We start from the raw sequence: 24,274 nt of genomic DNA on the forward strand, positions 1-24,274 counted from the left end.
CCCCTCGGACCAGGACCATCATGAAAATCGCGCTATTCGCCCTGCTCGGCCTGATGTTGGGGGCGATCGGAGGGGCGGCGCTCGGCATCGGCGCCGGGCTGGCGTGGATCGAAGTCTTCAAAACCACGGATTTTGAAGGCTATAGCGGCATGCTGGTGTTTTTCAGCTTCATGCCGGCCGGCGCCATGATCGGCGCACTCGGCGGCGCCGCCTGGTTCGGCATCATGGCGGCGCGCGACGATGAAATCGCTGTGGAGTCCGAATCAGTGATGCATCAGGAGCGGAGGTAGGACCCTCGCAATTGTGCAATGCATAATTGCATTTGCATTTCGGCGAACTTCGACTATCTGAAAACTTCAAATTCGGTGCGGCTATGATGCGGCGTAATCAGCGTTCCAGGCACGGCGTCGCCAATGACGCCCACCAGGGCCGGCCGCTGACGAAAAAATCCAGTCGGGAAGAATTTAAGCCATGACAGAGCATAGTCTCTGGCGTTTCTCGCGTGCATTGCATCGCGCAATCAACGACCGCCAGCACGAAGACCTCGAAGCGCTGATCGACGACGATATCGACTGGGCCGTCTACGGCCCGATCGACATGTTTCCGTTCTTCGGCGCCCGCCGTGGCAAGGCCGCTGTGCTTGAGGTGATCCGCCGCGTCGCGGACAATATCCGCGTACACCGGTTCGACCGCGAGTCCATCATGCTCGGCACGGATACGGCCGCCTCGATGATGCGCTATTCGCTGACCATGCTCGACGCCAACAAGCCGATCAGCCTGCGGCTGGCGCAATTTGCTCAGTTCAAGGCCGGCAAGCTCGCCAGCATCCGCATCCTGGTCGATACCTTTGACCTGGTGGAGCAGGCGCTGGGCCATCCCATTCATCTGCCGCGCATCGCCTCTTAAGTCTAATCGGCGATCGGCCTTGCGGCGGCTTGTCCTGCACGCCACCTTTCGGCAACGATGGGATGCCATCGTTGGTGTGGGCGGGATCGATGATTTCGAAGGTCGGATACGGCTTGGCCGGGTTGCTTTTGCTGGCCGCAAACGGTTGGCCCGCTTACGCCCAGACTAATTCCCCCGATGCCAAATCTCTGCAGCTGAAATCTCTGGAAGACGTGCCTTTGCCGGCCCCTCCGAAGGTCTCGCCCTGGCCGGAGGCCGATCCGCAAGCCGAGGCGAAGCGGTCCGACGCTCCTGACATGGAGGACCCGGCTGAGGCGGCCGACGATACCGAACTCGCCGATCTCGATATCGACTGGAGCCTGCTCGACGTCGATGCTTCCACCCTGATGACGACGAACCCCAAACCGCTGCATGCCGGCCCGCGCGCGGCGTCGTCCGGCGAAATGTCGTGGTCAGCTCAGGACAAGGCCTTCGGGTCCGCGGTCTCGGTCAAGCAGCCGGTTTCGCCATTTCTGGATACACGGGTCGGCGCGGACATGACCGTTGTCCGGCAACCGCAGACCTTCGCCGAATTGCTGGCCGAGAAAGCCGCCAATGGCGGCAGCGAGCCGCAATCCTCCGGCTCGGCATGGGCCTCCGTCACTGTGCCCGGCGTTGGCTCGATCTGGGACAAGACGGCGGTTGAAGCGCGGATCGATCCGGCGCAGGACCAAGGCAAGCTCGGCACCTCCTTGAGCAAGTCGCTCCGGCTCGGCGATCAATATTCGCTGACGCTGGAGAACGGCTACAACATGACGCAGGGCTTTGCGCCGATGCCGGGCGCGGCCAGCCGCGCGACCTATGGGACGGAACAATCCGCCAAACTCGGCATCGCCGACACCGGCACCAGCTTTTCGGCCGGCCAGTCGCTTTCGACCACCGACGACAAATGGCTGCGCAAGATCGGCGCCGAACAGAAGATCGTCGGCGGCTTCAATATCTCAGGCTCGATCGCGGAAACTCCGCTCGGTATTGCGAATAAAAGCATTTCCGCCGGCTTCAAACAGAGCTGGTAGCGGTCACCGACCGGTCTCGCGAAAGCACCTTCATTGCCGCATATTGGCCGCGATGCGGTCAAAATCGGAAGCCCTGATGGACCCGTCAACATCGACGTGCGGGGGGACACCCGCGGGTCGCGACCAACGCGAAACAGGGAAGCAGCCGATGAACGCCATTCGTTCCGAGAAGATTGATTCGATCGAAGAGGACACCAACATTGACGCGGCCTCCGAAGTCGAGGCCGGCATCCGCGACTTTGTCCGCAACGACATCGCCTATCTGCGCCGTCCGGCGCCGCCGAGCATGGTCGGAGGCACCGACGTCGCCGATGCGTCCGCGGACGCCACGGTGACCAATGTCAACTCGCTGATCCAGCGCGTGGCGGGCACCTCGCTGGCCGAGATCGAGAATCTGATCTCGGAGCTCGAGAGCCTGCGTGATGTTCTCCATGCCGAAGGGCAGCGCGTTCAGCGCGAGATTTCGGGCTACGCCCAGCTCAGCCAGGCGGCGATGAAGTCGACGCGCATGATCGCCGACAACGTGGCGCAGTGGAAGCGCGCCGCGGACGGTTTGCGCAACAGCTGATCGGTTCGCCAACGATTGCGGGATTTCGGGCCGGGCATGTCCCGGCCCGACGTTTTTCGGATCACGACGTCATCATGGAACGGCGCGCCTTGAACCTTTCGGCCCCGGGTCACGACCAAGTGCAGGTAACTTTGGGGATTTCCTGCATGAAGACCGTTCGGCCCGACAACAGCGATCCGATTCCGTTGCGCGCGCAACCCCAACATGTCGGGACTATCATGATCCGCTTTGTCGGGCTGCTGCTGGCTGCGGTCGTGGTGCTGGCGCTGATCTGGAGCAGGTAGCCTACCGCTTTCGGCAGCCGCGTTTTCAGCAGGTCTTTTGCGAGTATGGTTAGCGGAAGCTGACTATCTGAACGCGACCTGCTCGCTCTCGAGCGAATAAGCGCCGTCGGCATAGCCCTTCACCACCATTCCGGTGGCGAACATCACCGCGACCGTAACGGTCGCAAAAATAAAGCCCAGCAATTTCAATCCGCGGCGGTCGGCCATGATCATCCCTCTCGTGCCCAGCATTGGTTTGACAGGCACTGGTTCATAATACGTTAGCGAGGATTTGGTTTCGCCCGCGCGCTAGGCCACACGGCTCCGCCGCGGCACGAACGCCGTCGCCAGCATTGAGAACACGAGCTCCCCCCGCTGGTTGGTTCCGCGGTGGCGCGCTTCCAGAATTCCCCATTCGGGCCGGCTTGCCGAGGTGCGCAGCGTTTCGACCTCGCTCGCAAAGCTGATCGTATCTCCCGCCAGCACCGGCTTGATCCAGCGCAATTCGCGAAAACCCGGCGATGGTCCCCAGACTGCGACCTCTTCGCCGCGGGCGATGGCTTCGCGCGCCCGGCGCTGGCTGTCATCCACGAGCAGCCTCATGCAGGCCGACCCGACATGCCACCCAGACGCCGCCAGACCGCCGAACAGCGACTTCCGCCCTTCCTCTTCATCGAGATGAAAGCGCTGCGGATCGAATTGCACCGCGAAAGCCTTGATGTTTTCGGCGGTGAACGCGAACGAGCCGAGTTCAAGCCGCTGCCCGATCTGGATGTCTTCGAAGAAATTCATCGACAAAACCTGTCAGCCCGCCGCCGCGTCGCGGCGTTCAACGATGATCGGCGACGTCATCTCGCACAGCGCCTGCCCCGCCGTATTGCTCGCGGTCATCTTGAACATCACGATGCCGGTGGTCGGACGGCTCTGCGAGACACGCGCTTCCATCACTTCGACATCGAGCGTGATGTCGTCACCGGGCCGAAACGGCGCCAGCCAGCGCAGCTCATTGACCCCCGGCGAACCCAAGGATGCGGTGCGGCCGATAAAACCATCGAACATCATGCGCATCGTGATCGAGCAAAGATGCCAGCCCGAACCGGCGAGCCCTCGGAGCATCGAACGCGAGGCGGCCGCTTCGTCGAGGTGCATGGGTTGCGGATCGAACTCGGCGGCGAAGGCGCGGACTTCCTCGGCCGTGACATGCCGCGGTCCGAAGCGGCCCAAATGGCCGAGCTTGAAGTCTTCGAAGAAAAGCTTGTTCATCTCGGGGGACATCTTGCCGAAAGCCAGATTGTGGCCGCACTTTGTGGCAATCTCAACCCAATCCACGCGCATGGCTCGCCTTCACCTTGCCCGAACCTGCGTTCGGCGCTAGCCATTTGTTGAACGAGACGGATCGTGCGAATCACATTCGACTTCCCGGGGGCAAACTGATGTTCGACTTTCAGGATCTGTTTCAGTGGGACCGCTTTATTACGCCTACGATCATCAAGACATTTTACTGGCTGGTGATCGCGCTGATCTGTCTGTTTGGCATCGCCGGCATCTTCTCAGGTTTGGCCGCAATGGCGATCAGTCCCTTCGGCGGCTTCATCCAGCTGTTGTCTTCGATCGCCAGCGTCGTCGTCGGCATCATCTTCTCGCGCATCGCGGCGGAATTCGTCCTGATCGTGTTCCGGATCAATGAACACCTCGGCGCGATCCGCGATCAGGGCACGGGCCACTAGCGAATAGCGTCAGTTGTTGAACCTGAAATGCATCACGTCGCCATCGGCGACGACGTATTCCTTGCCTTCCAGACGCAACTTTCCGCCATCACGCGCGCCGGCTTCGCCGCCAAGCGCGACGTAATCGGCGTAGGCGATCGTTTCGGCGCGAATGAATCCCTTTTCGAAATCGGTGTGAATGACGCCGGCCGCCGCCGGCGTCTTGGTGCCGCGATGGATCGTCCAGGCACGGGCTTCCTTCGGGCCGACCGTGAAATAGGTGATGAGATCGAGCAACTGGTAGCCGGCGCGGATCAGGCGGTCGAGGCCCGCTTCCTCGAGGCCCAGCGTATCGAGGAAATCCTTGCGCTCCTCGCGTGACAGCGTCGCGATTTCAGACTCGATCTTGGCCGAGATCACGACCGCAACCGCGCCTTCCTGCTTGGCACGCTCGAAGACCTGCTTCGAGAAGTTGTTGCCGTCCTTTGCCGAGGATTCTTCGACATTGCAGACGTAAAGCACGGGTTTTGAAGTCAGCAATCCCAGCATGGCGAAGGCGCGCTCTTCTTCCGCCTTGCGTTCGAGTGCACGCGCCGGCTTGCCATCGCGGAGCAACACCAGGGCGCGGTTGACGAGATCGAGCTGCTCCTTGGCATCCTTGTCGTTGCCCTTTGCCTTCTTGGCGAGGCTGTCGACGCGCTTCTCAAGGCTGTCGAGGTCGGCCAGCATCAACTCGGTCTCGATGGTGTCGATATCCGCCAGCGGCGCGATCTTGCCTTCGACATGAGTAATGTCGGAATCTTCAAAACAGCGCACGACATGCGCGATCGCGTCGGTTTCGCGGATGTTGGCAAGAAACTGATTGCCGAGCCCCTCGCCCTGCGACGCGCCACGCACCAGCCCGGCGATGTCGACAAAGGTCAGCCGCGTCGGAATGATCTGCGCGGACTTGGCGATTTCGGAAAGCTTGTCGAGCCTCGGATCCGGAACCGCGACCTCACCGACATTCGGCTCGATGGTGCAGAACGGATAGTTGGCCGCCTGCGCCGCCGCCGTTTCGGTCAGTGCATTGAACAGCGTCGATTTGCCGACATTGGGCAACCCGACGATACCGCATTTAAATCCCATTGATCTGTCCTGAAAGCCGATTGAGTGGACTAGACGGCGTCACCGTCATCCTTGTCGGAAAATCCCTCGTCGAATCCCTTGGCCTGCATCGCCAGGTGCACCTTGTTCTGGAACGTCGAATCCCTGGCCGTCGCAAGCAGGCCGGCGTTGTCTGCGATCGCGCCGCACAAGGCTTCGACCCACGGCCCGTCGGCTTTGGAGAAATCCGACAGCACGTAGCCGTGGACCAGTTCCTTGATGCCGGGGTGACCGATCCCGAGCCGCACGCGGCGATAGTCGTTGCCGATATGCGCCGAGATCGACCGCAGACCGTTGTGGCCGGCGATTCCTCCGCCGACCTTCACGCGCAGCTTGGCGGGAGGCAGTTCGAGTTCGTCCTGAAACACCACGACGTCGTCCACGCCGAGCTTGAAGAAATTCAGAGCCTCCTGAACCGCGCGGCCGGATTCGTTCATGAACGTTTCCGGGCGAAGCAGGATAACCTTCTCCTGGTCCAGCGAACCTTCCGACGTCATGCCCTGAAAGCGACGGCGCCATGGTGAGAAACCATGACGCCGCGCGATTTCGTCGACGGCCATGAAGCCGACGTTGTGGCGGTTATGCGCGTATTTCGAGCCGGGGTTGCCGAGACCAACAAACAGGCGCATGGCGCGGCATCCCGTCTCCTCTTACTTCTTCTTGTCGCCACCCGCGGGCGCCTTGGCACCCGCCGCAGGAGCGGCGCTACCTGCCGCAGGCGCAGCAGCACCGGCCGCGGGAGCGGCAGCCGCGGCACCAGCCGCAGGCGCCGCGGCACCGGCCGCGGGAGCGGCGGCCGCCGCAGCAGCAGCCTTCATTTCTTCGGCGTAGCCGGACGGCGGCACGATGGTGACGAGCGTTGCGTCTTCGCGCGTCAGCGACTTCACGCCGGCAGGCAGCTTGATGTCCGACAGATGGAGCGAGTAGCTGATCTCAAGGCCGCTGACGTCGGCCTCGACATATTGCGGGATGTTGTCGACCTTGCACTCCAGCTCGATGGTGTGGGTCACGATGTTGACGGTGCCGCCACGCTTCACGCCCGGCGAAGCTTCGGCCTTCACGATGTGCAGCGGAATGCTGACGCGGATGGTTGCGCCTTCGCCAAGCCGCAAGAAGTCCACATGCAGCGGGAAATCACGCACCGGATCGAGATGGAAGTCGCGCGGAATCACGCGGTGCTTCTTGCCTTCCAGATCGATGTCGTAAACCGTCGTCAGGAACCGGCCGGCCAGGATGCGCTGGCGCAGGTCGCGGTCATCGACCGAAATGGTCACCGGGGGCTGGTTGTTGCCATAAATCACTCCGGGCACTCTCCCGGCGCGACGCTCGGCCCGGGCGGCCCCCTTGCCGCTCTTCGGACGCGCGGTCGCCTTCAATTCCTTGACGGTCGCCATTGCGTTAAGTCCTTGTTTTCTAAAAAGTTAAAGGCCGCATCGCGGCCCGTTTCCGTCTCGCAGCAAGCCTCCAGGGGTGCGGGGGCCGCGAACGTGGCGGCGTTCTAGCCCCAAAGGGCCGAAATGACAAGGAAATGAAGCGATATTTCTCTGGCGGGCTCCCTGTGCCCCGACGGGTAGGCCGGCCCCCAAAGTTAAAGAAATCGTCCTCCGTCAGCGTATAGCCCCAGCGTTCTCGCGACGAGATTCGCCCGAGCTTTAAACCTGTCGTTGTCCCCTCGATATCGGAGGGAGCAGGGAATGCCGGGCGTTTGGCTCGCCCGCAGCCTCGTGCGCAAAAGTAAAAAGCACACGAGTAAGTACACCACAGGTTCGCCGAAACGATCCGGCATTCCCTGCGCGATGGCTTTACGACTTATTCCGCGCTCTCTCCGGCGATCGGGCTTTCTTGTCACCGTCACCCCTGAGAAGCGTCAGCTTCTTAAGAGCTTCACGCCAGCGTCGAGGCGTCAAGACCACGCGGCTTTGTCGTCCGCGACCGGCGCATTCGTCTGGTGCGCCATCCGCGGCCATCGCCTCCCGCGTCCAACGTCCGTGACGATCGCGAAACGCCCCTTGTGTCCGCAAATTTTGGCAAGATGTGCGAACGGGCGGTTGGATCAAAACCGCCCGTTGCTGGAACTGAGCCCGTAGCGCCCCAAAGGCGGCAAAACCTGTATCAGAGCGAGGGACAGCTCCGGTGTCTTCCTCAACCCGAACAGTTGCAAGGGCTTCGAGCCCGAACCGAGCAAGGAAGGGAGTGGATGATGGCACAAAATCAACTCGCTGTCGTGGGCATCGACGTCGCCAAAGACAAGGTGGACCTGTGCATTCGAGCATTGGCGGTGCGGCAGACCTGTCCGAACACCGCCCAAGGTCGCCGCAAACTGGTGGCCTGGCTTCGCAGGCACCAGGTAGGCAAGGCGGTGATGGAGGCGAGCGGCGGTTACGAGCGTGAATGGCGCAAGGTGCTGCACGATGCCGGCATCGAGGTACGGATCGTGGACCCAAAGCGGGTTCGTCACTTCGCTCAATCGGCCGGACGGCTTGCCAAGAGTGATACGATCGATGCTGAGATGATCGCCTGGTTTGCCGAGACGCCGAGCCAGACACATGATGCTGCGCAAGAGGAACTGGCGGCCCTGGTGAAAGCACGCCTAGCGCTCGTTGAGTTGAAGATCCGATTGCAAAGCCAAAGCGCACATGCCTCGCCGGGGCCGGTTCAAAAAGCACAAGCCCGCGTCTTGAAGAGTCTGGCGACCGAAATTGAAAAGCTCGAGACTGCGATCGCAGCCAAGGTCAAGGCGACACCGCACCTTGCCGAGCGTGCCGAAATTATCGAGAGCGTGCCGGGCTTTGCCGAAACGACCTCCGCGATCCTCGTTGCAGGGATGCCAGAACTCGGGCAAGTGAACGATAAGATCGCCGCCGCTTTGGTAGGCATCGCTCCTTACGACGATGACAGTGGAAAGCGCCGGGGCGAGCGCCACATCAAGGGCGGCCGCCGCTGGATCCGCAACGCCATCTACATGCCTTGCCTCGGCGCTGCCACGCAGAACAATCCAGTCGCCAAGGCCTTCTATCGCCGCCTGATCGCCAAGGGAAAGGAGCCGAAGGTGGCCCTCGTGGCCTGCATGCGCAAGCTGATCTGCATTCTCAACGTCATGATCGCTCGCCACCAGAAATGGGACACCGCTCGCTACGCACCCGCCTGATCGAGCGAACCTTTATCGCGCCCAGGCCCTCGTCTATCTGAATGAATCGCAACTGCGCGTCATCAGTCCCCCAAACGTAAGTGCGCGCCTGGCGCACAACCCTATCGTTCATGGCAGCCATCACGTCGAGCGGCTCAAGCCTCAGAAACTCCTGCTGGGACTTTTCGGTAGCGCAGGCAATGAACACATGCCTAGGCGTAATCGGCAGGCATATGTGGTTCGCACTGATCGGAAACAGATTTGAGACGACCGCCCGATCGGACGTAAGTAAGTTGTGCTGATAGTTCTTGCACTTCAGAACGCCCCAATGCATGCCGAAGAGGAGGCGTCCCATTTTAGAATCCTGCATCAGGTCCATCAAAAGACGGCCGTGCCCACGCCCCATATCATTAGTGGCATGCATCGCCTCGTATTCCTGAAATGTAGGTGGTTCGTCCTCCTTGCGAGTTTTCTCGTATATTTTCTGTACGTTGTCGCGAAGCTGCTGCTTCATATTAGCGACGGCTTCTGGATAGCCCATCATCAGGGACAGAATGAAGCGCGCCCACGAAAACCGCAGTTGAGATTTGGGAAATTCCCTCTCTTCGATAAAGCACTGAAGGGCGTCGGCGGCGAGCCCGTCGCTCGGCTTCATGTAAAGGGTCTCGACAGCATTAACGACGTATGGGTCGATATCGTCTAATGCGTACAACCCAGGCACGTACCCTGTGCCCTTCGGCGAAGTAGGCCGCGGTTTGACGGCGCGTACGGGACCTTGCCGGCTAAATTCGATCAGCCGCTTACGATCATTGGCCCACTGCTTTAAATAGAAGACGGGAATGTAGTGGTGATGTTGTCCCTCAGGCTCGTTTGTCATCTCGGAGCACAGTACCCAACCGTTCCCCGAGCCACGTTAGACAAAACGACATTCAAGCGGCGTTGACGGCCACTTTCTTCCAAGCCGTTTCTCGACAAAACGAAGCTGCCTGTCGTCGGTCCCGTATACGTACTTTCGCGCTTGTGAGGCGACACGGTCGTTAACCTGGGCGATAAGCGCGTTAGTATCTACGCGGCGGATGTTATTCTCCGTCTCTTCGTTGTTGGTGGCAACAAAGAGCATTCGCGGGCCGATCGGAATGGCCAAGTGATCGCCAGGATTCATGAGGCCGTTGGTCATCAAGATCGGTCGATCGGACGTGAGAAGCGGATAGCGTTCGCCCTTGAACGTGACGACAGACCACCGCATCGCGTTCAAACGACCTCCCATGAGCGGGCTGTCGATCACCTTTTGAATGGCGATGACGCTAGCGCGTCCAATCGGCCGGAAGTTACTCAGCGCCAGATGCTGCGCATAGGTTTCCGGGTCATCCGACTTTCTGATCTTTTGATACCGCTCTTCCGCATCTGCGGCGCTGAAGAACTGCGCGACTTCGGCCGCCAAGCGCGTGATGTGCTCTGGATTCCGAAGCATGATCGAAATGACAAACCGCGACCAAGCGCTCCGGGTATCGGTATCCCAGTTGATATTCTCGCCGGCACGTATGCGCTGTAGAACGCGCGCCGCCTGATCATCTGTTACTTTGAAGAACTGGTGCTCGATGAACTCGGATACTTCGGCATCGTTCTTCGGCACATTGTAAAGACCCCGAACGTAACTAGTCCCGTCCGGATGGGTGCGCCTCGGCTTCACTTCTTTGTGGGGCCGGCTGTATTCGCACAAGCGATCATCGTCTCCCGTCCATGCGCAAGTGCAGAGGGACGGAATGTAGTGGTGTTTTTCGCCTTCGCCTGCCGCCGCGCCGATAACAAGCTCGGCAGCGTTGAACTGAAGCACAGCACAACCTCATAGACAGGGGGCGGGGTAAGTACACAGGGATTCGCACAAGGAGTCTACGTCAGCGTCTCTGACCTATACAGTAAATTAGATCAGGACTTCGTTTCCGCTGCGGAGTCGGGGCGAGGCTACTCCAATTGAATGCGCGCGCTGTTAGCCCCGTTCAACAGCCGCCTGAGATGAAAGCCGGCCAGCGCGTCGCCGGCATGCAATCCGATCAGCGCCGCAAAGGCCGGCATCGCCGCGGCGTCTCCGGCCTCCAGCTTGGCAAAGGCGTCGCAGTATTGCGCCGTCGCCGCCCCTTCAAATGCGGCCGCCGCCAGCGGCTGGTAGGCCCGCAGCGGCTCGCTGCGCCCGCGCAACAAGAGATCGCCGACCGGCCTGCCGCGAAAAGCCTTGGTGCCGTCGGCGACCACGGCGCTGGCGCAAATGCGTGTGCCGAGAAACTTGTTGGCGGCCTCGAGCCGGGCTGCCGTGTTGATGGTATCGCCATAAGCGGTGTAGTCGAAGAAGCGGCTGCCGCCGAAATTGCCGACCAGCGCGGGGCCGGCGTGAACGCCGATCCGGGTTGCGCCGAAATTCACGCCTTTGGATTTCCAGCGCTCGCGAAACGCCTCGGCCCAGTCATCCAGGGCATGTGCGCAGGCAATGGCGCGGGCCGCATAATCCGGCTGGTCGCCCGGCGCGTTGAAGAGAATCTGGATGGCATCGCCGATGATCTTGGCGACGGTACCTTCATGCGCAAAGACGACATCGGTCATCCCGCCCACATATTCGTTGAGCAGCGTGCCGAGCACGTCGGGCGCAACATTTTCCACCAGCGACGTAAAACCGGCGATGTCGGTGAAGATCACCGCGACATCGCGCCAGTGCACCTCCATGCCGTCGCCTTCGCCGGCGGCAGCAAGCCTTGAGGCGATCTGGGGCGAGAAATAACGCGAGAGCGATGCATGCGCGCGCTCGGCCTCGGCCTGGCGGCGGCGCGCCTCGCGCATCGCCTCGACGTGACGAATGGTTTTATCGATGGTCGTTTCGAGATCGGTGAAGTCGATCGGCTTGGTCAGGAAATCGAACGCTCCGCGGTTCATCGCGGTGCGGATATTGCTCATGTCGCCATAGGCCGAGACGATGATGGTCGACTTCTTGTCTTCGGCCTCCTGCAATTTCTGCAACAAGGACAAGCCGTCCATCCGCGGCATGTTGATGTCCGAGACGACCAGATCGACATGCGGATGATTTTCGATCGACTGCAATGCCTCCACGCCGTCATGAGCAAACATGAAGCTCACCGCGCCATCGCGAATTTGCTTGCGGAACTTCTGCAAGACAAGAGCCTCAAGGTCCGGCTCATCATCGACGACGAGGATGGTCGCGGTCATGCGGGCTGCCCAAGCCGAACATCGATCTCGTGGCGCAACAACACAAAATCGATCGGTTTGGTCAACAATCCCACCGCACCGCCCTCGATCGCCTTGCGGCGCGTATCTGCATCGCCATAAGCGGTGATCATGATGACGGGAACGTCGGGCCGTTCGGCGCGCACCTTTGGCAGCATGTCGAGCCCGCTCATCCCGGGCATGTTGATGTCCGACAGGATCAGGATCAGCGACGGATCCCTGATCTCGGCGGCGCGGATCAGCGCCGCGGGCGCCGACGGCGCAAACTCCATCGTGAAGCGCCCGGATTTCAGGTCACGCCGAAATTGTTGGCGGAACAGCTCTTCGACATCCGGCTCGTCGTCAACGACGAGTATGTAAACGCTCAAGTTCGGCCTCCAGTCTGTACTGCCGCGCGAGGCAGCGTAATGATGAATTCGGTAAATGCGCCGGGTTCGGTTTCGACGTCAATCTTGCCGCCGTGCTGTTTCACGATGATGTCGTGGCTCATCGACAGGCCAAGTCCGGTTCCTTCGCCTGCGGGCTTGGTGGTGAAGAAAGGATTGAACATCTTGTCCTTGACCTCAGCCGGGATGCCGGTTCCGTTGTCGCGGATCCGGATTTCGACCTTGCTGCCGAGGTTTTTCGTGGTGGCCGTCAGCAAAGGCTCGAAACCGTCGCTAGCAGCTTCCTTGCGCTTGTTGGCTGCATAAAAGCCGTTGGAAATGAGATTGAGGAACACCCGCGTGATCTCCTGCGGGTAGAGATCGATGATTCCGGCGGATGGATCGAGGTCGCGCTGCAGTGTGATATTGAAACCGGATTTTTCGGCCCGCGCTCCGTGATAAGCGAGATTGAGGCTTTCCTCGACGATCGTATTGATGTCGGCGGGACGACGGTCGCCCGAACCTTCGCGCGAATGCAGCAGCATATTCTTGACGATCGAATCGGCGCGCTTGCCGTGTTGCACGACCTTGTCGAGGTTGCCCTTGAGCATCTGCGTGAGTTCGTCGACCTCCTCGCGCGTCTTGCCGTCGAGCTTGGCCGATTGGAGCAGATCATTGAGCTCGTCGATCAATTCGCCCGACAGGGACGAGAAATTATTGACGAAGTTAAGCGGGTTCTTGATTTCGTGCGCGATACCGGCGGTGAGCTGGCCGAGCGAAGCAAGCTTTTCGGTCTGCACCAGACGATCTTGCGCCGTGCGAAGGTCCTCCAGCGACAGCGAAAGCTCCCTGGTGCGCGCCTGGACCTCATCGAACAGCCGAACGTTTTCGATGGCGATCACGGCCTGGTCGGCGAAGGTCTGCACGAGTTCCTGCTGGCGCTGGCCAAACGGTCCAGGCTCCGGTCTTCCCAGCAACAACACGCCTTCGACCGCGCCGTCGCGCATCAGCGGCACCGCAAGCACCGCCCTGTAGGCGCCGATCGTCGGCGCGTTACCAAAATTATATTCCGCGTCGAGCTCGACGTCCGGGACGTGAACCGGCGTGCCATCCACGAAGACGCGGCCGGTGATCGTTTCGCGGCCTGGCTTGATCGGGTGGGCCTGCATGAATTCGACGAAAGCCGGCGTGCAGCCGGATTCGGCTTGCAGCCGCATCACCTCGCCGTCGCGCAGGCAAATGATGCCCAGTGACGCGCCGCACAGCGACTGCGCGGACTCGGTCAGCGTGGTAAGGACCGATTTCAGATCGAACGCCGACCGGCTGATGACCTTGAGCACGTCGGCGGTCGCGGTCTGCTGCTGCAGGGATTCGCTGAGATCGTCGGTGCGTTCGCGCAATTCGCTCAGCAGGCGGGCATTTTCAATCGCGATCACGGCCTGGCTGGCGAAGCTCGTCACCAGGTCGATCTGCTTTTCCGAGAACGCTTGCACGGTCTGCCGGAAGATGGCTAGCACGCCGACGAGTTTGTCTTCCTTCAACATCGGCACCAGCAGAACCGTCCTGGCGCCGCCGAGTTCGACAAGATCCACGATCGGCGGGAAACCGGTGAGGTACGCCGGCTCCTGCGCGACGTCGAGGATATGAACAAGTTGCCGGGTTGCGATCAACCGCCCCAGCGGATCGATCGGCGGCGGGTAGATCACGGGATTGCGTGAAAAGGTTTCCGCGAACGCTGCTGGTAAACTGAACACCGAGGCACAGCGAAGACCACCGTCTTCGTGGAGAACGAACAGATTGCCGAATTGGGCGTCGCAGATGCCGGTCGCACTGGCCAGGATCGTCTGGAATACGGGGTCGAGCTCACCGGGCGACCGACTGATGACCTTGAGTACCTCGGAGGTCGCGGTCTGGTGCCGAAGGGATTCGCTGAGATCGTCGGTGCGTTTGTGCAATTCGCCGAGCAGGCGGGCATTCTCGATGGCGATCACGGCCTGACGGCCGAAGCTTGTCACCAGATCGATCTGCTTGTCGGAGAACGCGTGAACGTTTTGCCGGAAGATGGCGATCACGCCGGCAATGTCGTTTTCCCTAAACATCGGTACGAGCAGAAGCGTGCGTGCGCCGCCGAGTTCGACCAGTTCCACAATCGGCGGAAAGCCGGTGAGGTAGGCCGGCTCTTGTTTGACGTCGACGACATGGACGAGCTGCCGGGTTTCAATCAGCCGTCCCAGCGGATCGATCGGCGGCGGGTAGATCACCGGATTACGCAGGAAGGTTTCCGCAAACGTCGGCGGCAGATTGAAGGTCGAGGTACAGCGAAAGCCGCCATCCTCGTAGAGAAGCAGCAGACCGAATTGGGCGTCACAGATTCTGGTCGCGCTGGCCAGAATGGTCTGGAACACGGGATCGAGTTCGCCGGGCGAGCGGCTGATGACCTGCAACACCTCGGAGGTCGCGGTCTGGTGTTGCAGCGATTCCTCCAAGTCGGCTGTCTTGGTCTGCACCTCGTCGAACAGGCGGGCGTTTTCGATCGCGATCACGGCCTGGTCGGCAAAGGTCTGCAGGAGTTCGATCTGACGTTGAGGGAATGGCCCGGTTTGCGAACACCCGATCACCATCACACCGACCACGGCATTGTCGCGTGTCATCGGGACGGCGAGCGTCGAGCGAATTTGGCTGATGCTCGAACCCGAACTGTCCGCATTTAGAATTGCATCCCGGATCTTGGGATCCATTTCGGGATCATCGAGGAAGCTGGTGATGCTCTGGACTTCTCCCGTCAAGATCACGCGTTCTCCGGCGGTGCCGCGACCTGCCCGTATCGGGCGTCCCCTGAACAGGCGGCTCGCTTCCGTGACGCCGGCGCCGGCGACCGCCTTGCATTCAAAGGCCTCCTCGCCGCGCAAATAGAGCAGGCCCACTTTGGCGCCGCAGAGTTTGTATGCAGCGTCGACGAGCGTATCGAGAACCGGTTGCAGGTCGAACACCGAGCGGCTGATGACCTTCAGCACATCGGCGGTCGCGGTCTGCTGTTGTAGCGATTCCGAAAGGTCGGCAGTTTTAGCCTGCACCTCGTCGAACAGGCGAACGTTCTCGATCGCAATCATGGCCTGGTCGGCAAAGGTTTGCACCAGATCGATCTGGCTTTTGCCGAAAGGGCCGGGCTCCGGCCGCGTCAGCACAATGACGCCCTCGACCTTGTCGCTCCGGAGCATCGGCACGCCGAGCGCCGCGCGAATCCTGTTCAGCGAACCCGCGGGCATCTCCATGTCCGGGTCCTCAAGCACATCGGGAATAACTTCGATCTTTCCCGATGCGATGACCCGTGAGGTCGCCGAACCGCGGCCCGCTTTCGGCGGATTCGCCGCCCAATATTGCAGGAACTCGGGCGTGGTGCTGGACGCCGCCTTCAACGGAAAGAGATCGCCGTCGCGAAGGAAGATCGAGCCCCTGTCAGCACCGCTCAACTCGACTGCGGACTTGATCAGCGTTTCGAGAACGGTCTGGAGGTCGAAGGTCGAGCGGCTGATGATCTTGAGTATGTCGGCAGTGGCGGCCTGCTGCGCAACCGACTCGTCAAGCCTGCGTTGCAGATCATCGACAACCTGCTGGGAAACCTCGGCAAGCTTATTGGTCACAATCAATGTTCCAGAGTAACGGAGATGCCGGATGTCATCTTCATTTCGCGCCTGAATACATCAAAGCATGACAGCCCGGCGCCAGCTAGAGGTAGCCGGCTCCAACTGACCAAAATGTCAGCCTCGGGCGTCTCGATCCATCATTTCGCCTGCAAAGCCCGGCGGCTACGACAATAGTCGCGCATTACGCCGCCTCGCCGAGCTTCGTCTCCAGCACGGTCCGCTAGAGACGATGGCGATCCGCATCAGGCCTCTATGACCCGCGTCCTAGCGTTTGGATTTCGACGGATGGATGGTTTCCCCGGCCGCCAGCATCGCGACGAATTTTTTGACATGCGCCGCCCGGGTTTCGGGCTTCTTCGCATTATGGATGCGGTAAAGAATCGAGTAGCGGTTGACTCGGTCGAGAGCTTCGAAAAACTTGCTCGCCTTCTTGTTCTTTGCCAGCGCCGCCCGAAGATCGTCGGGGACGTCTGCCGTGCTTTGCGGCGCATAGGCGGCTCCCCAACGCCCATCTTTTTGGGCGCGTTCGACCTCCTTCATGCCGGCAGGCAGCATCTGTCCCAGCTTGATCAATTCAAGCGCGCGGCTGCGATTTCTTTCAGACCACTTGCTGGCTTGACGGCGCGGCGTGAAGCGGACGAGCGAATACTTGTCGTCAAAGCTATCGAGCTGGCCGTCGATCCAGCCGTGACAAAGCGCGGTATCGACGGCTTCCGATTTTGAAACACTGGCAATGCCGGAGGACTTCTTCGCCAACTTGAGCCAAAGGCCCTCCGAATCCGCAGCCTCGGCTGCAAGCCAGTCATTCCAGGCCTGCTGCGATTCAAACGCAATAATGGGCCGATCGCTCTTGGTCTTCGCCATTCGACGAGAAGGACGGGTTGATCGTTTCAATCCGTCGGTGTCATGAGGCGCCGCCGAGCTTGGCTTCGAGGGCCGCAATACGTGTCTTCAGCGCCTCGTTTTCCTCACGCGCCAGACGCGCCATGTCCTTGACGGCCTCGAACTCCTCGCGCTTGACCACGTCGAGATCGCGCAGGATTTTTTCGGCCTGGTTGCGCACCACGGTATCGACCTCGCGCTTGACGCCCTGGGCGGCACCGGCCGCATCGTTCATCAAACGCCCGATCTCGTCGAAAAATCGATTGCTGGTCTGGGTCATCCCTCACCTCCGGCCGGTTTGTGCAGTCCTGCATAGATAATGGCGATCCACAGCCTGCGGTTCAAGAGCGCTCTCACTTTTGATCCTGCATTCGCAAAAGTGCCTGCCAAATCGGGATACGAATGTTAGAAGCAGGCTGTTGGTTAACAGCGCCACGAGCCCGCGACCCGCGAATGCCCTTACTCACCATCGCTTTTCCTGTCTTCGATCCCGTCGCCTTCGCGATCGGCCCGTTCGTCGTTCGCTGGTATGCGCTCGCCTATATCGGCGGCATCGTGCTCGGCTGGATCTATGCGCGCGCGCTAATCAAGAACGTAAAGTTCTGGGCCGGGCCTTCGCCGGTCACGCTCCCGCAGCTGGATGATTTCATACTGTGGGTGACGATCGGAATCATCGTCGGCGGCCGCACAGGCTATGTGCTGTTCTACAATCCGATGTTCTTCATGCAGCATCCCGCCGAGATCTTCGAACTATGGAAGGGCGGAATGTCGTTTCACGGCGGCTTTCTCGGCTGCGTCGCGGCCGTGATGCTGTTTGCGCGACGAAACAACATCTCGATCCTGTCGCTTGGCGACATCGTCACCGCGGTCGGACCGATCGGGTTGTTTCTCGGCCGGATCGCGAACTTCATCAACAGCGAGTTGTGGGGCCGCGCGGCCGATCCCACCTTGCCATGGGCGATGATATTTCCGAATGGCGGGCCAATTCCACGTCACCCGAGCCAGCTCTACGAGGCTGCGCTTGAGGGCATCGTCCTGTTCACTATTCTGGCGGTGATGATTCGGATGGGTGCGCTGAAACGCCCCGGCTTGATCCTCGGCAGCTTCATCACGATCTATGGAATTGCGCGTATTATCGGTGAGTTTTTCAGGGAGCCCGACCCACAGCTCGGATTTTTGTGGGGCGGGCTTACCATGGGCATGCTGCTTTCAGTGCCCATGATTATTGCCGGAGCTATCATTATTGCAGCGGCGCGGCGCCGAAAGGCGGCTGAAACGGTAGCGCCAATTTAGGAAATCTCGTGACGGAAACTTCCCCGCTGCTGGCGGAAATCAAGAAGCTGATCAAGTCGTCTGGCCCGATCCCGGTATGGCGTTACATGGAGCTGTGCCTGATGCATCCCCAGCACGGCTATTACCTTTCCAAGGATCCGCTCGGGCGCGAAGGCGATTTCATCACCGCGCCCGAAGTGAGCCAGATGTTCGGCGAGTTGCTCGGATTGTGGGCGGCCTCGGTGTGGAAAGCGATCGATTCACCGCCGCTGCTGCGGCTGATCGAAATCGGCCCCGGGCGCGGCACCTTGATGGCGGATGCATTGCGGGCGCTTCGTGTCCTGCCGCCGCTTTATCAGGCGTTGAGCATCCATCTGGTCGAGGTCAATCCGGTGCTGCGCGACAAGCAGAAGTCGGCGCTGTCAGGTTCGCGCAACATTACCTGGCATGACACCATCGACGACGTGCCCGACGGCCCTTCCGTGATCTTCGCCAACGAATATTTCGACGTGCTGCCGATCCATCAGGCGGTCAAGGCCGAGAACGGCTGGCATGAGCGCACGGTCGAACTCGACGATAGCGGCAAGCTCGCCTTCGGCGTGGCGAGCAATCCCATTCCGCGTTTCGACGTGCTGTTGCCCTCGTGGGTGCGTGCAGCTCCCGTCGGCGCGGTGTTCGAGTGGCGGCCGGATGCGGAAATCATGAGGATCGCAAGCCGCGTCCGCGATCAGGAAGGTGCGGCGCTCATCATCGATTATGGCCATGTCCGCAGCGATGCCGGCGATACGCTTCAGGCCATCGCCCGCCACAGCTTTGCCGACCCTCTGGAAAATCCGGGGCAGGCCGATGTGACCGCGCATGTGGACTTTCAAGCGCTGGTACGTGCCACTGAGGATCTCGGCGCTGGCGTTCACGGCCCGGTACCACAAGGTGATTTTCTCAAGCGGCTCGGGATCGAGACCCGCGCGGTGAATCTGATGGCGAAGGCGACGCGCGAGGCCTCCGAAGACGTCGCCAGCGCGCTGAAGCGGCTGGTCGGCGGCGGCCGGAGCGGCATGGGACAGATGTTCAAGGTGCTCGGCATCTCCGAGCCCAATCTCACCACGCTGGCAGGCTTCGCCGACGAGACACCTGAGGACAAGGCTGAAGCGAAAACATCATGACACTAGTGATCTGATTCTAACATTTGCACCCCGGTCTGGTTGGCGCTTTTTGCAAATGTTAGAATCAAAGGATCACTAGCAAATATCAATCTGTAGTGGAGCTTTGGATTTGACATTCGCATCAGAAGTACGCGGCCAGGAGGGAGCGAATGTCAAATCCGCTCCACTACAATCTGCCCTGCTCTCGGCCGTGCCCGGCCTGCACCATGCCTTCTTCAGCCGCGAGGGCGGCGTCTCCGAAGGAATCTACGCCGGACTGAACGGCGGCGTAGGCTCCGACGACAATCCGGCGCATGTCGCGGAAAACCGCCGTCGGATGGCAACGGCGCTGCGCGTTGCGCCGGAGCGCCTTCTCACCGTGTTCCAGATTCATTCGCCTGACGTCGTCACGGCATCAGCCCCGTGGGACACCGCGGCGCGGCCGAGAGCCGACGCCATCGTCACCCGCACCGAGGGGCTGGCGATCGGCGTCACGGCCGCCGATTGCGGCCCGATTTTGTTCGCCGATCCGAAGGCGCGCGTGATTGGCGCGGCGCATGCGGGCTGGAAGGGCGCGCTGACCGGCGTGATCGAGGCCACGGTGGAGGCGATGGAAAAACTGGGCGCCGATCGCGCCAATGTCGTCGCGGCGGTCGGGCCGCTGATCCGCCAGCAGTCCTACGAAGTCGGCAACGAATTCGTCGAGCGGTTCGTCGAGGCCGACGCGGAGAACACGCGCTACTTCGTGGCCGCGGCGCGCGAAAGCCATGCGATGTTCGATCTGGCCGGCTTTATCCGCAAGCGGCTGGAGAATGCCGGCGTGCTGTTCGTCGATGATACCGGCATCGACACTTATGCCGACGAGCGTTTTTTCAGCTACCGCCGTTCCGTGCACCGCAAGGAGGCCGATTACGGCCGCCACGTTCACGCCATAGTTCTTGAAAGCTAGGCCACGAACAGATCAAGCTCCAACGGTGAACCGAACGCGCATCGGCGTGATCGCGTCATTGCTGTGCCCTAGACGTTAATCGATTTTAACGATATCGCTCTTAGTTCATGAGCGACCTCATTTTGTCCCGCGTTTTTCGGATCGCATCCCGCCCCGCAGCAGCAGCGCTTCTGCTGATGACGGCTTGCGGCCTCGGCGGCTGCGCTGGTGGTGCGGCGAACAATTCCTTTGCGATGGCCAGCAACAGCACAAGCGGCCCGACGGTTGCGTTCGAATCCATCGACGGGCCGCCACCCCAGGTGTTCGAGCGGATGGTGAGTATGTTGGACAGCGAGTCCAAGCTGCGGAGCCTTTCGATCGTGTCCCGTGAAGGCACGGCCGCGTACCGCGTGAAGGGCTATCTCGCGGCGCAGATCAACCACGGCCGCACCACCATCGCCTGGGTGTGGGACGTCTACGACCAGAACCAGCAGCGCGCCCTTCGCCTTTCCGGCGAGGAGCCGGCCGGCAAGGCCGGCCGCGACGCCTGGGCCGCAGCGGACGACCTGGTGTTGCGCAAGATCGCACAAGCCGGCCTGGGCGGTCTGACCAGCATGATCAATGGAACTTCTCCGGCCGATGCGCCCCAGCCTGCACCGCCTGCGGCCCCCGCCAGGCGCGGGCCGGCGGTCGCCAGCGCGGACGCTTCTCCGGCGCCGCATGAGGGCGAAATCGCCGTCGGCGCCCTCGCCTATACGAGCTATTAGCCAAAGCCACGTGGAAATGGGCATTTTTGCCCGGGAAAACCGGGCGGCCGGGTTGCCAGCCGGGTTAGGCTCTTGATATCAACCCGCTATCGGAACGCGCTTTCGTAGGGTTTGCGATATGCTGAATGTAGTCTCCAGCAAGGCGCGGGGAGAAATCTCGATGTCGGCCAAGAACGGCTCGATCAAGCTTGTCGCCGGCAACTCCAATCCGGCGCTGGCGAAGGAAATCGCCAACGGGCTGAACCTGACGCTGACCAAGGCGATCGTCCGCCGCTTTGCGGACATGGAAATCTTCGTCGAAATCCAGGAAAACGTCCGCGGTTCCGACGTCTTCGTGATCCAGTCGACCTCGTTCCCGGCCAACGATCACCTGATGGAGCTCCTGATCATCACGGACGCGCTGCGCCGTGCTTCGGCGCGCCGCATCACCGCCGTCGTGCCCTACTTCGGCTACGCCCGGCAGGACCGCAAGGCCGGACCGCGCACGCCGATCTCCGCCAAGCTGGTGGCGAACCTGATCACGCATGCCGGCGCCGACCGCGTCATGACGCTCGATCTGCACGCCGGACAGATCCAGGGCTTCTTCGACATTCCGACCGACAATCTCTATGCCTCGCCTGTCATGGTGCGCGACATCCGCGAACGGTTCGACCTTGCCAATGTGATGGTGGTGTCGCCGGACGTCGGCGGCGTGGTGCGCGCCCGCGGACTGGCCAAGCGCATCAACGCCCCGCTCGCCATCATCGACAAGCGCCGCGAGCGCGCCGGCGAATCCGAGGTGATGAACGTGATCGGCGACGTTGCCGGCTATACCTGCATCTTGGTGGACGACATCGTCGACTCCGGCGGCACGCTGGTGAATGCCGCCGATGCGCTGCTCGCCAACGGCGCCAAGGAAGTCTACGCCTATATCACCCACGGCGTGCTGTCGGGCGGCGCGGTCACGCGCGTCACCTCCTCGCGGTTGAAGGAACTGGTCATCACCGACTCGATCCAGCCGACCGAAGCGGTGATCAAGTCCCCCAACATCCGCACGCTGCCGATATCGGCCCTGATCGCTGAAGCGATCGGCCGCACGGCTGCCGAAGAGTCGGTATCAAGCCTGTTCGATTGAACTGGAAATCGGAGATCGATCACACGATCTCCGGCCCGCCTCAATAACACCTGGTGATGTTGACCTGCCCCGTCCCGCCACGGCCGTCGGGGACCGTCACGGTTTCAGCGCCGCAACTCGAAACGTAGGGACGTCCAGACGGGGTAACCACCGGCGGATAGCGATGGGCCCAATCCCAGGGAATATCGCTGGCGTTGGAATTGCGGACCTCGCCGGTCAGCGGTGCGCCATCCAGCGGAGTATCCGCGGTCGGCCCATAGAAATAGCCGTCGTCACCCCAGACAAATCCGTCTTGCGACCTGTGGTGATGGAAGCGGTGCGCCGCCGATCGATGCGAGGTCGAATGCGCGGAGGCACCGCCCCCACGCGAAGCGGCAAAGCTCTCGTTCGCGGTAACTGTCAGCACGATCGCACCGACCGACGCAAGCAGCGTTCCGTACATTCTGGTTTTCATGACGCACACACCCGTTACTGTTTACGAAGCAGTCTTTGGGGCACGCTAGGCAGCGGTTTTCGCACCCGCAAACGCATCCTTAATACTTAGTTAAGACGTAATCTTAACCGGGAACCGGGCAAAACGTCGCGCACGCGGCGGCGTCCCATGGCCGGACACCTCGTCGATGAGGGGGCTTCAGACGATCCCGGCGGCGACCTGTCCGCGCAACCGCTCGAGGCTGAGCAGCGTGTTGGCGCAGGCCACCGCTACGCCCACACCCTTGGCCGCGAAATGCCGGTGCAGGAAATCCGCATCCGCGGTTTCGCGGAATTGCTGCGGCGTCACCACCGCCGAAAACACCGGAATCTCGGTGCGCAACTGCACGTCCATCAGCGCCCTGATCACGGTCTCGGCGACATACGCGTCATCGACCACGAGGCCGGCCGCCACGATCGCGGTGTAACGGCGCGTCTTGGCGAGCAACTGCACATGCAACGGAATCTCGAAGGAACCCGGCACCTCGAACACGTCGATATGGGCGCGCGCGATGTGACGCGCCTCGATCTCGGCGAGGAAGGCTTCGCGGCATTCGGCGACGACGTCGCGATGCCAGGCCGACTGCACGAAGGCCACGCGCTGCGGTTTTGTAAATCGCGGATGGACCGGTGCCTGTTCAGAAGCATCAGACGTTCCGGCTTCCTGCGTCGTTTGATTCATGGTGCCCTCGTTCCGCGGCAAGGGCTGCAAACTACGCCCCGCGCCAGGCGAATATGGCGAGCGGCGGCGACAGCGGCAAGAACCCTTGTTGGGGTCATGGTCGGCGCCTCTCGCGATGCTTCGCAGCGGTTCCCGAGGATTCAAAAGTTAACGATTGGGCCGGCGGGCTATTCTGATTCCGATTTGTTCTCCTCGCAAAAGTTAACGCGCAAGAAGAGCTGTGGACGATTTGGCCCTAGCCTGTGGATGGACTCACCACGCCGTTGCGCCGATTCCGCAAATCACATCACTTCGTCCCGGCAAGCCCTGATCCCGACGATACGGATCATCGGGGCGTGCGAGCCGCCACGGCGCGCTAGAAGAGTGCGCATGTCGGCGTGCCGTGTGCGTATCGCTCGTATCCGAATTTTGAAAAGGCAAGGTCGAGACGGCATGTCCCTCCTCGAAGGCATCATCGATTCCCCGAACAATCCTCTTGCGGTCGTTGAGGATGTGGCCACCGACAATAACCTGTCGTTCGAGCGCTCTGGCGAAGACGAGGTCACGATCGTCTCCAGGGGCAACTGGACCGACTACCAGCTTTCCTTCACCTGGATGAACGAGATCGAGGCGCTGCATCTGGCCTGCGCCTTCGACATGAAGATTCCGGAACCAAGGCGCGCCGAAGTGCAGCGGCTGATCGCCGCCATCAACGAGCAGTTGTGGGTCGGGCATTTCGATATCTGGACCCACACCGGCATGATCATGTACCGTCAGGCGCTGGTGCTGCCCGGCCGCCTCCCCGCCTCGACCGCGCAATGCGAGACCATGCTGGTCAGCGCGCTCCACGCCTGCGAGCGCTACTATCCGGCGTTCCAGTTCGTGGTCTGGGCCGGCAAGAGCGCTGCCGAGGCCATGAGCGCCGCGATGTTCGACACCGAGGGCGAGGCGTAGGGCCACTCTCGCGTCGTCCCGGACAAGCGAGCGAAACGAGCGCGATCCGGGACCCATATGCCGCGGCAGCAT

28 protein-coding genes and 1 pseudogene are annotated in these 24,274 nt (G+C 61.2%); 13 read left to right on the top strand and 16 right to left on the bottom strand.

All coding sequences use genetic code 11. The features are described 5' to 3' along the window. Window positions 1-20 precede the first annotated feature (20 nt). The 5 genes from BUA38_RS06095 to BUA38_RS37485 all read left to right on the top strand — a co-directional run bounded on the left by BUA38_RS06095 (window position 21) and on the right by BUA38_RS37485 (window position 2,813). Window positions 21-290, top strand: coding sequence for a hypothetical protein (locus tag BUA38_RS06095; RefSeq protein WP_072817145.1), 270 nt, complete (start codon window positions 21-23; stop codon window positions 288-290). A 181-nt stretch (window positions 291-471) separates the two neighbouring features. Next, window positions 472-906, top strand: coding sequence for a nuclear transport factor 2 family protein (locus BUA38_RS06100; protein ID WP_072817146.1), 435 nt, complete (start codon window positions 472-474; stop codon window positions 904-906). 89 nt (window positions 907-995) lie between these two features. Further along, window positions 996-1,961 (top strand): hypothetical protein, encoded by a 966-nt coding sequence (locus BUA38_RS06105; RefSeq protein ID WP_072825876.1) that lies wholly within the window; start codon window positions 996-998, stop codon window positions 1,959-1,961. 148 nt (window positions 1,962-2,109) lie between these two features. Continuing rightward, window positions 2,110-2,529 carry a hypothetical protein gene (locus BUA38_RS06110; protein WP_072817147.1) on the top strand — a complete coding sequence of 140 codons (420 nt, stop codon included), beginning with the start codon at window positions 2,110-2,112 and terminating at the stop codon, window positions 2,527-2,529. Window positions 2,530-2,675: 146 nt separating this feature from the next. Then, window positions 2,676-2,813: a hypothetical protein gene (locus BUA38_RS37485; protein WP_172805992.1), complete on the top strand. Its 138-nt coding sequence runs from the start codon at window positions 2,676-2,678 to the stop codon at window positions 2,811-2,813. A gap of 63 nt (window positions 2,814-2,876) precedes the next feature. Here the strand turns inward: BUA38_RS37485 and BUA38_RS37490 are convergent, their stop codons facing one another. From BUA38_RS37490 to BUA38_RS06125, 3 genes are all read right to left on the bottom strand, one after another. Further along, a complete protein-coding gene (locus tag BUA38_RS37490; protein WP_172805993.1) occupies window positions 2,877-3,020 on the bottom strand; it encodes a hypothetical protein in 144 nt (47 codons plus the stop codon). A gap of 81 nt (window positions 3,021-3,101) precedes the next feature. Further along, window positions 3,102-3,584 (bottom strand): MaoC family dehydratase, encoded by a 483-nt coding sequence (locus BUA38_RS06120; RefSeq protein WP_072817149.1) that lies wholly within the window; start codon window positions 3,582-3,584, stop codon window positions 3,102-3,104. Between the two features lie 12 nt (window positions 3,585-3,596). Further along, window positions 3,597-4,055 (bottom strand): MaoC family dehydratase, encoded by a 459-nt coding sequence (locus BUA38_RS06125; protein ID WP_072825877.1) that lies wholly within the window; start codon window positions 4,053-4,055, stop codon window positions 3,597-3,599. 170 nt (window positions 4,056-4,225) lie between these two features. Here BUA38_RS06125 and BUA38_RS06130 point away from each other — a divergent pair, with 170 nt between their 5' ends. Next, window positions 4,226-4,519 (top strand): DUF4282 domain-containing protein, encoded by a 294-nt coding sequence (locus BUA38_RS06130; protein WP_072817150.1) that lies wholly within the window; start codon window positions 4,226-4,228, stop codon window positions 4,517-4,519. Between the two features lie 9 nt (window positions 4,520-4,528). Here BUA38_RS06130 and ychF read toward each other — a convergent pair whose 3' ends face one another. Genes ychF through BUA38_RS06145 form a run of 3 tightly spaced genes read right to left on the bottom strand, consistent with a single transcriptional unit; the run spans window position 4,529 to window position 7,038 of the window. After that, on the bottom strand, window positions 4,529-5,626 hold the full coding sequence (gene ychF, locus BUA38_RS06135; protein ID WP_072817151.1) for a redox-regulated ATPase YchF: 1,098 nt from the start codon (window positions 5,624-5,626) through the stop codon (window positions 4,529-4,531). Between the two features lie 29 nt (window positions 5,627-5,655). Further along, entirely contained in the window at window positions 5,656-6,273 is a 618-nt protein-coding gene (gene pth / locus BUA38_RS06140) for an aminoacyl-tRNA hydrolase (RefSeq protein ID WP_072817152.1), read from the bottom strand. A 21-nt stretch (window positions 6,274-6,294) separates the two neighbouring features. Further along, window positions 6,295-7,038, bottom strand: coding sequence for a 50S ribosomal protein L25/general stress protein Ctc (locus tag BUA38_RS06145; RefSeq protein WP_072817153.1), 744 nt, complete (start codon window positions 7,036-7,038; stop codon window positions 6,295-6,297). Window positions 7,039-7,841: 803 nt separating this feature from the next. Between BUA38_RS06145 and BUA38_RS06150 the strand changes: the two genes are divergently transcribed. Further along, complete coding sequence (locus BUA38_RS06150) at window positions 7,842-8,792, top strand: IS110 family transposase (RefSeq protein ID WP_156898411.1); 951 nt, start codon at window positions 7,842-7,844, stop codon at window positions 8,790-8,792. On the opposite strand, the gene BUA38_RS06155 is transcribed toward BUA38_RS06150, so the two are convergent. The 8 genes and pseudogenes from BUA38_RS06155 to BUA38_RS06185 form a co-directional block, all read right to left on the bottom strand. Continuing rightward, complete coding sequence (locus BUA38_RS06155) at window positions 8,740-9,648, bottom strand: DUF4238 domain-containing protein (RefSeq protein WP_072817154.1); 909 nt, start codon at window positions 9,646-9,648, stop codon at window positions 8,740-8,742. The genes BUA38_RS06150 and BUA38_RS06155 overlap by 53 nt on opposite strands. Window positions 9,649-9,684: 36 nt before the next feature. Beyond that, the gene (locus BUA38_RS06160) at window positions 9,685-10,605 is read right to left on the bottom strand and encodes a DUF4238 domain-containing protein (RefSeq protein WP_072817155.1); all 921 of its coding nucleotides are present in this window, start codon (window positions 10,603-10,605) and stop codon (window positions 9,685-9,687) included. Window positions 10,606-10,733: 128 nt separating this feature from the next. Then, window positions 10,734-11,984 carry an adenylate/guanylate cyclase domain-containing protein gene (locus BUA38_RS06165; RefSeq protein WP_072817156.1) on the bottom strand — a complete coding sequence of 417 codons (1,251 nt, stop codon included), beginning with the start codon at window positions 11,982-11,984 and terminating at the stop codon, window positions 10,734-10,736. Further along, window positions 11,981-12,370, bottom strand: a complete 390-nt coding sequence (locus BUA38_RS06170) for a response regulator (protein WP_072817157.1) — start codon at window positions 12,368-12,370, stop codon at window positions 11,981-11,983. The genes BUA38_RS06165 and BUA38_RS06170 overlap by 4 nt, the downstream gene beginning before the upstream one ends. Beyond that, window positions 12,367-14,874 (bottom strand): GAF domain-containing protein, encoded by a 2,508-nt coding sequence (locus BUA38_RS06175; protein ID WP_425304968.1) that lies wholly within the window; start codon window positions 14,872-14,874, stop codon window positions 12,367-12,369. Before BUA38_RS06175 ends, BUA38_RS06170 begins: the two co-directional genes overlap by 4 nt. A 30-nt stretch (window positions 14,875-14,904) precedes the next feature. Then, window positions 14,905-16,008: pseudogene (locus BUA38_RS38730) on the bottom strand (GAF domain-containing protein); the annotation flags it as partial. Between the two features lie 267 nt (window positions 16,009-16,275). Beyond that, on the bottom strand, window positions 16,276-16,875 hold the full coding sequence (locus BUA38_RS06180; RefSeq protein WP_072817158.1) for a YdeI/OmpD-associated family protein: 600 nt from the start codon (window positions 16,873-16,875) through the stop codon (window positions 16,276-16,278). A gap of 40 nt (window positions 16,876-16,915) precedes the next feature. Then, the gene (locus tag BUA38_RS06185) at window positions 16,916-17,173 is read right to left on the bottom strand and encodes an accessory factor UbiK family protein (RefSeq protein WP_072817159.1); all 258 of its coding nucleotides are present in this window, start codon (window positions 17,171-17,173) and stop codon (window positions 16,916-16,918) included. A 173-nt stretch (window positions 17,174-17,346) separates the two neighbouring features. Between BUA38_RS06185 and lgt the strand changes: the two genes are divergently transcribed. The 5 genes from lgt (at window position 17,347) to BUA38_RS06210 (ending at window position 22,116) form a co-directional block, all read left to right on the top strand. Next, a complete protein-coding gene (gene lgt / locus BUA38_RS06190) occupies window positions 17,347-18,186 on the top strand; it encodes a prolipoprotein diacylglyceryl transferase (protein ID WP_072817160.1) in 840 nt (279 codons plus the stop codon). 8 nt (window positions 18,187-18,194) lie between these two features. Beyond that, window positions 18,195-19,328: a class I SAM-dependent methyltransferase gene (locus BUA38_RS06195; RefSeq protein WP_072817161.1), complete on the top strand. Its 1,134-nt coding sequence runs from the start codon at window positions 18,195-18,197 to the stop codon at window positions 19,326-19,328. Window positions 19,329-19,506: 178 nt separating this feature from the next. Next, complete coding sequence (pgeF, locus tag BUA38_RS06200) at window positions 19,507-20,256, top strand: peptidoglycan editing factor PgeF (RefSeq protein ID WP_072825880.1); 750 nt, start codon at window positions 19,507-19,509, stop codon at window positions 20,254-20,256. A gap of 107 nt (window positions 20,257-20,363) precedes the next feature. Beyond that, window positions 20,364-21,002 carry a hypothetical protein gene (locus tag BUA38_RS06205; protein ID WP_072817162.1) on the top strand — a complete coding sequence of 213 codons (639 nt, stop codon included), beginning with the start codon at window positions 20,364-20,366 and terminating at the stop codon, window positions 21,000-21,002. 160 nt (window positions 21,003-21,162) lie between these two features. Then, complete coding sequence (locus tag BUA38_RS06210) at window positions 21,163-22,116, top strand: ribose-phosphate pyrophosphokinase (protein ID WP_072817163.1); 954 nt, start codon at window positions 21,163-21,165, stop codon at window positions 22,114-22,116. 40 nt (window positions 22,117-22,156) lie between these two features. On the opposite strand, the gene BUA38_RS06215 is transcribed toward BUA38_RS06210, so the two are convergent. Continuing rightward, the gene (locus BUA38_RS06215) at window positions 22,157-22,570 is read right to left on the bottom strand and encodes a hypothetical protein (RefSeq protein ID WP_072817164.1); all 414 of its coding nucleotides are present in this window, start codon (window positions 22,568-22,570) and stop codon (window positions 22,157-22,159) included. 177 nt (window positions 22,571-22,747) lie between these two features. Then, on the bottom strand, window positions 22,748-23,269 hold the full coding sequence (locus tag BUA38_RS06220; RefSeq protein ID WP_072825881.1) for a 6,7-dimethyl-8-ribityllumazine synthase: 522 nt from the start codon (window positions 23,267-23,269) through the stop codon (window positions 22,748-22,750). Window positions 23,270-23,701: 432 nt separating this feature from the next. Here BUA38_RS06220 and BUA38_RS06225 point away from each other — a divergent pair, with 432 nt between their 5' ends. Continuing rightward, the gene (locus BUA38_RS06225) at window positions 23,702-24,202 is read left to right on the top strand and encodes a YbjN domain-containing protein (protein ID WP_072817165.1); all 501 of its coding nucleotides are present in this window, start codon (window positions 23,702-23,704) and stop codon (window positions 24,200-24,202) included. Window positions 24,203-24,274 lie beyond the last annotated feature (72 nt).

The sequence above is a fragment of the Bradyrhizobium erythrophlei genome (assembly GCF_900142985.1).
Classification (GTDB): Bacteria; Pseudomonadota; Alphaproteobacteria; order Rhizobiales; family Xanthobacteraceae; genus Bradyrhizobium; species Bradyrhizobium erythrophlei_B.

Excerpts from the sequence above, each read along its gene's own strand:
- BUA38_RS06095 (WP_072817145.1), top strand. The coding sequence starts at position 21 with ATGAAAATCGCGCTATTCGCCCTGCTCGGCCTGATGTTGGGGGCGATC.
- BUA38_RS06100 (WP_072817146.1), top strand. The coding sequence starts at position 472 with ATGACAGAGCATAGTCTCTGGCGTTTCTCGCGTGCATTGCATCGCGCA.
- BUA38_RS06105 (WP_072825876.1), top strand. The coding sequence starts at position 996 with ATGATTTCGAAGGTCGGATACGGCTTGGCCGGGTTGCTTTTGCTGGCC.
- BUA38_RS06110 (WP_072817147.1), top strand. The coding sequence starts at position 2,110 with ATGAACGCCATTCGTTCCGAGAAGATTGATTCGATCGAAGAGGACACC.
- BUA38_RS37485 (WP_172805992.1), top strand. The coding sequence starts at position 2,676 with ATGAAGACCGTTCGGCCCGACAACAGCGATCCGATTCCGTTGCGCGCG.
- BUA38_RS37490 (WP_172805993.1), bottom strand. The coding sequence starts at position 3,020 with ATGGCCGACCGCCGCGGATTGAAATTGCTGGGCTTTATTTTTGCGACC.
- BUA38_RS06120 (WP_072817149.1), bottom strand. The coding sequence starts at position 3,584 with ATGAATTTCTTCGAAGACATCCAGATCGGGCAGCGGCTTGAACTCGGC.
- BUA38_RS06125 (WP_072825877.1), bottom strand. The coding sequence starts at position 4,055 with ATGAACAAGCTTTTCTTCGAAGACTTCAAGCTCGGCCATTTGGGCCGC.
- BUA38_RS06130 (WP_072817150.1), top strand. The coding sequence starts at position 4,226 with ATGTTCGACTTTCAGGATCTGTTTCAGTGGGACCGCTTTATTACGCCT.
- ychF (WP_072817151.1), bottom strand. The coding sequence starts at position 5,626 with ATGGGATTTAAATGCGGTATCGTCGGGTTGCCCAATGTCGGCAAATCG.
- pth (WP_072817152.1), bottom strand. The coding sequence starts at position 6,273 with ATGCGCCTGTTTGTTGGTCTCGGCAACCCCGGCTCGAAATACGCGCAT.
- BUA38_RS06145 (WP_072817153.1), bottom strand. The coding sequence starts at position 7,038 with ATGGCGACCGTCAAGGAATTGAAGGCGACCGCGCGTCCGAAGAGCGGC.
- BUA38_RS06150 (WP_156898411.1), top strand. The coding sequence starts at position 7,842 with ATGATGGCACAAAATCAACTCGCTGTCGTGGGCATCGACGTCGCCAAA.
- BUA38_RS06155 (WP_072817154.1), bottom strand. The coding sequence starts at position 9,648 with ATGACAAACGAGCCTGAGGGACAACATCACCACTACATTCCCGTCTTC.
- BUA38_RS06165 (WP_072817156.1), bottom strand. The coding sequence starts at position 11,984 with ATGACCGCGACCATCCTCGTCGTCGATGATGAGCCGGACCTTGAGGCT.
- BUA38_RS06180 (WP_072817158.1), bottom strand. The coding sequence starts at position 16,875 with ATGGCGAAGACCAAGAGCGATCGGCCCATTATTGCGTTTGAATCGCAG.
- BUA38_RS06185 (WP_072817159.1), bottom strand. The coding sequence starts at position 17,173 with ATGACCCAGACCAGCAATCGATTTTTCGACGAGATCGGGCGTTTGATG.
- lgt (WP_072817160.1), top strand. The coding sequence starts at position 17,347 with ATGCCCTTACTCACCATCGCTTTTCCTGTCTTCGATCCCGTCGCCTTC.
- BUA38_RS06205 (WP_072817162.1), top strand. The coding sequence starts at position 20,364 with ATGAGCGACCTCATTTTGTCCCGCGTTTTTCGGATCGCATCCCGCCCC.
- BUA38_RS06210 (WP_072817163.1), top strand. The coding sequence starts at position 21,163 with ATGTCGGCCAAGAACGGCTCGATCAAGCTTGTCGCCGGCAACTCCAAT.
- BUA38_RS06215 (WP_072817164.1), bottom strand. The coding sequence starts at position 22,570 with ATGAAAACCAGAATGTACGGAACGCTGCTTGCGTCGGTCGGTGCGATC.
- BUA38_RS06220 (WP_072825881.1), bottom strand. The coding sequence starts at position 23,269 with ATGAATCAAACGACGCAGGAAGCCGGAACGTCTGATGCTTCTGAACAG.
- BUA38_RS06225 (WP_072817165.1), top strand. The coding sequence starts at position 23,702 with ATGTCCCTCCTCGAAGGCATCATCGATTCCCCGAACAATCCTCTTGCG.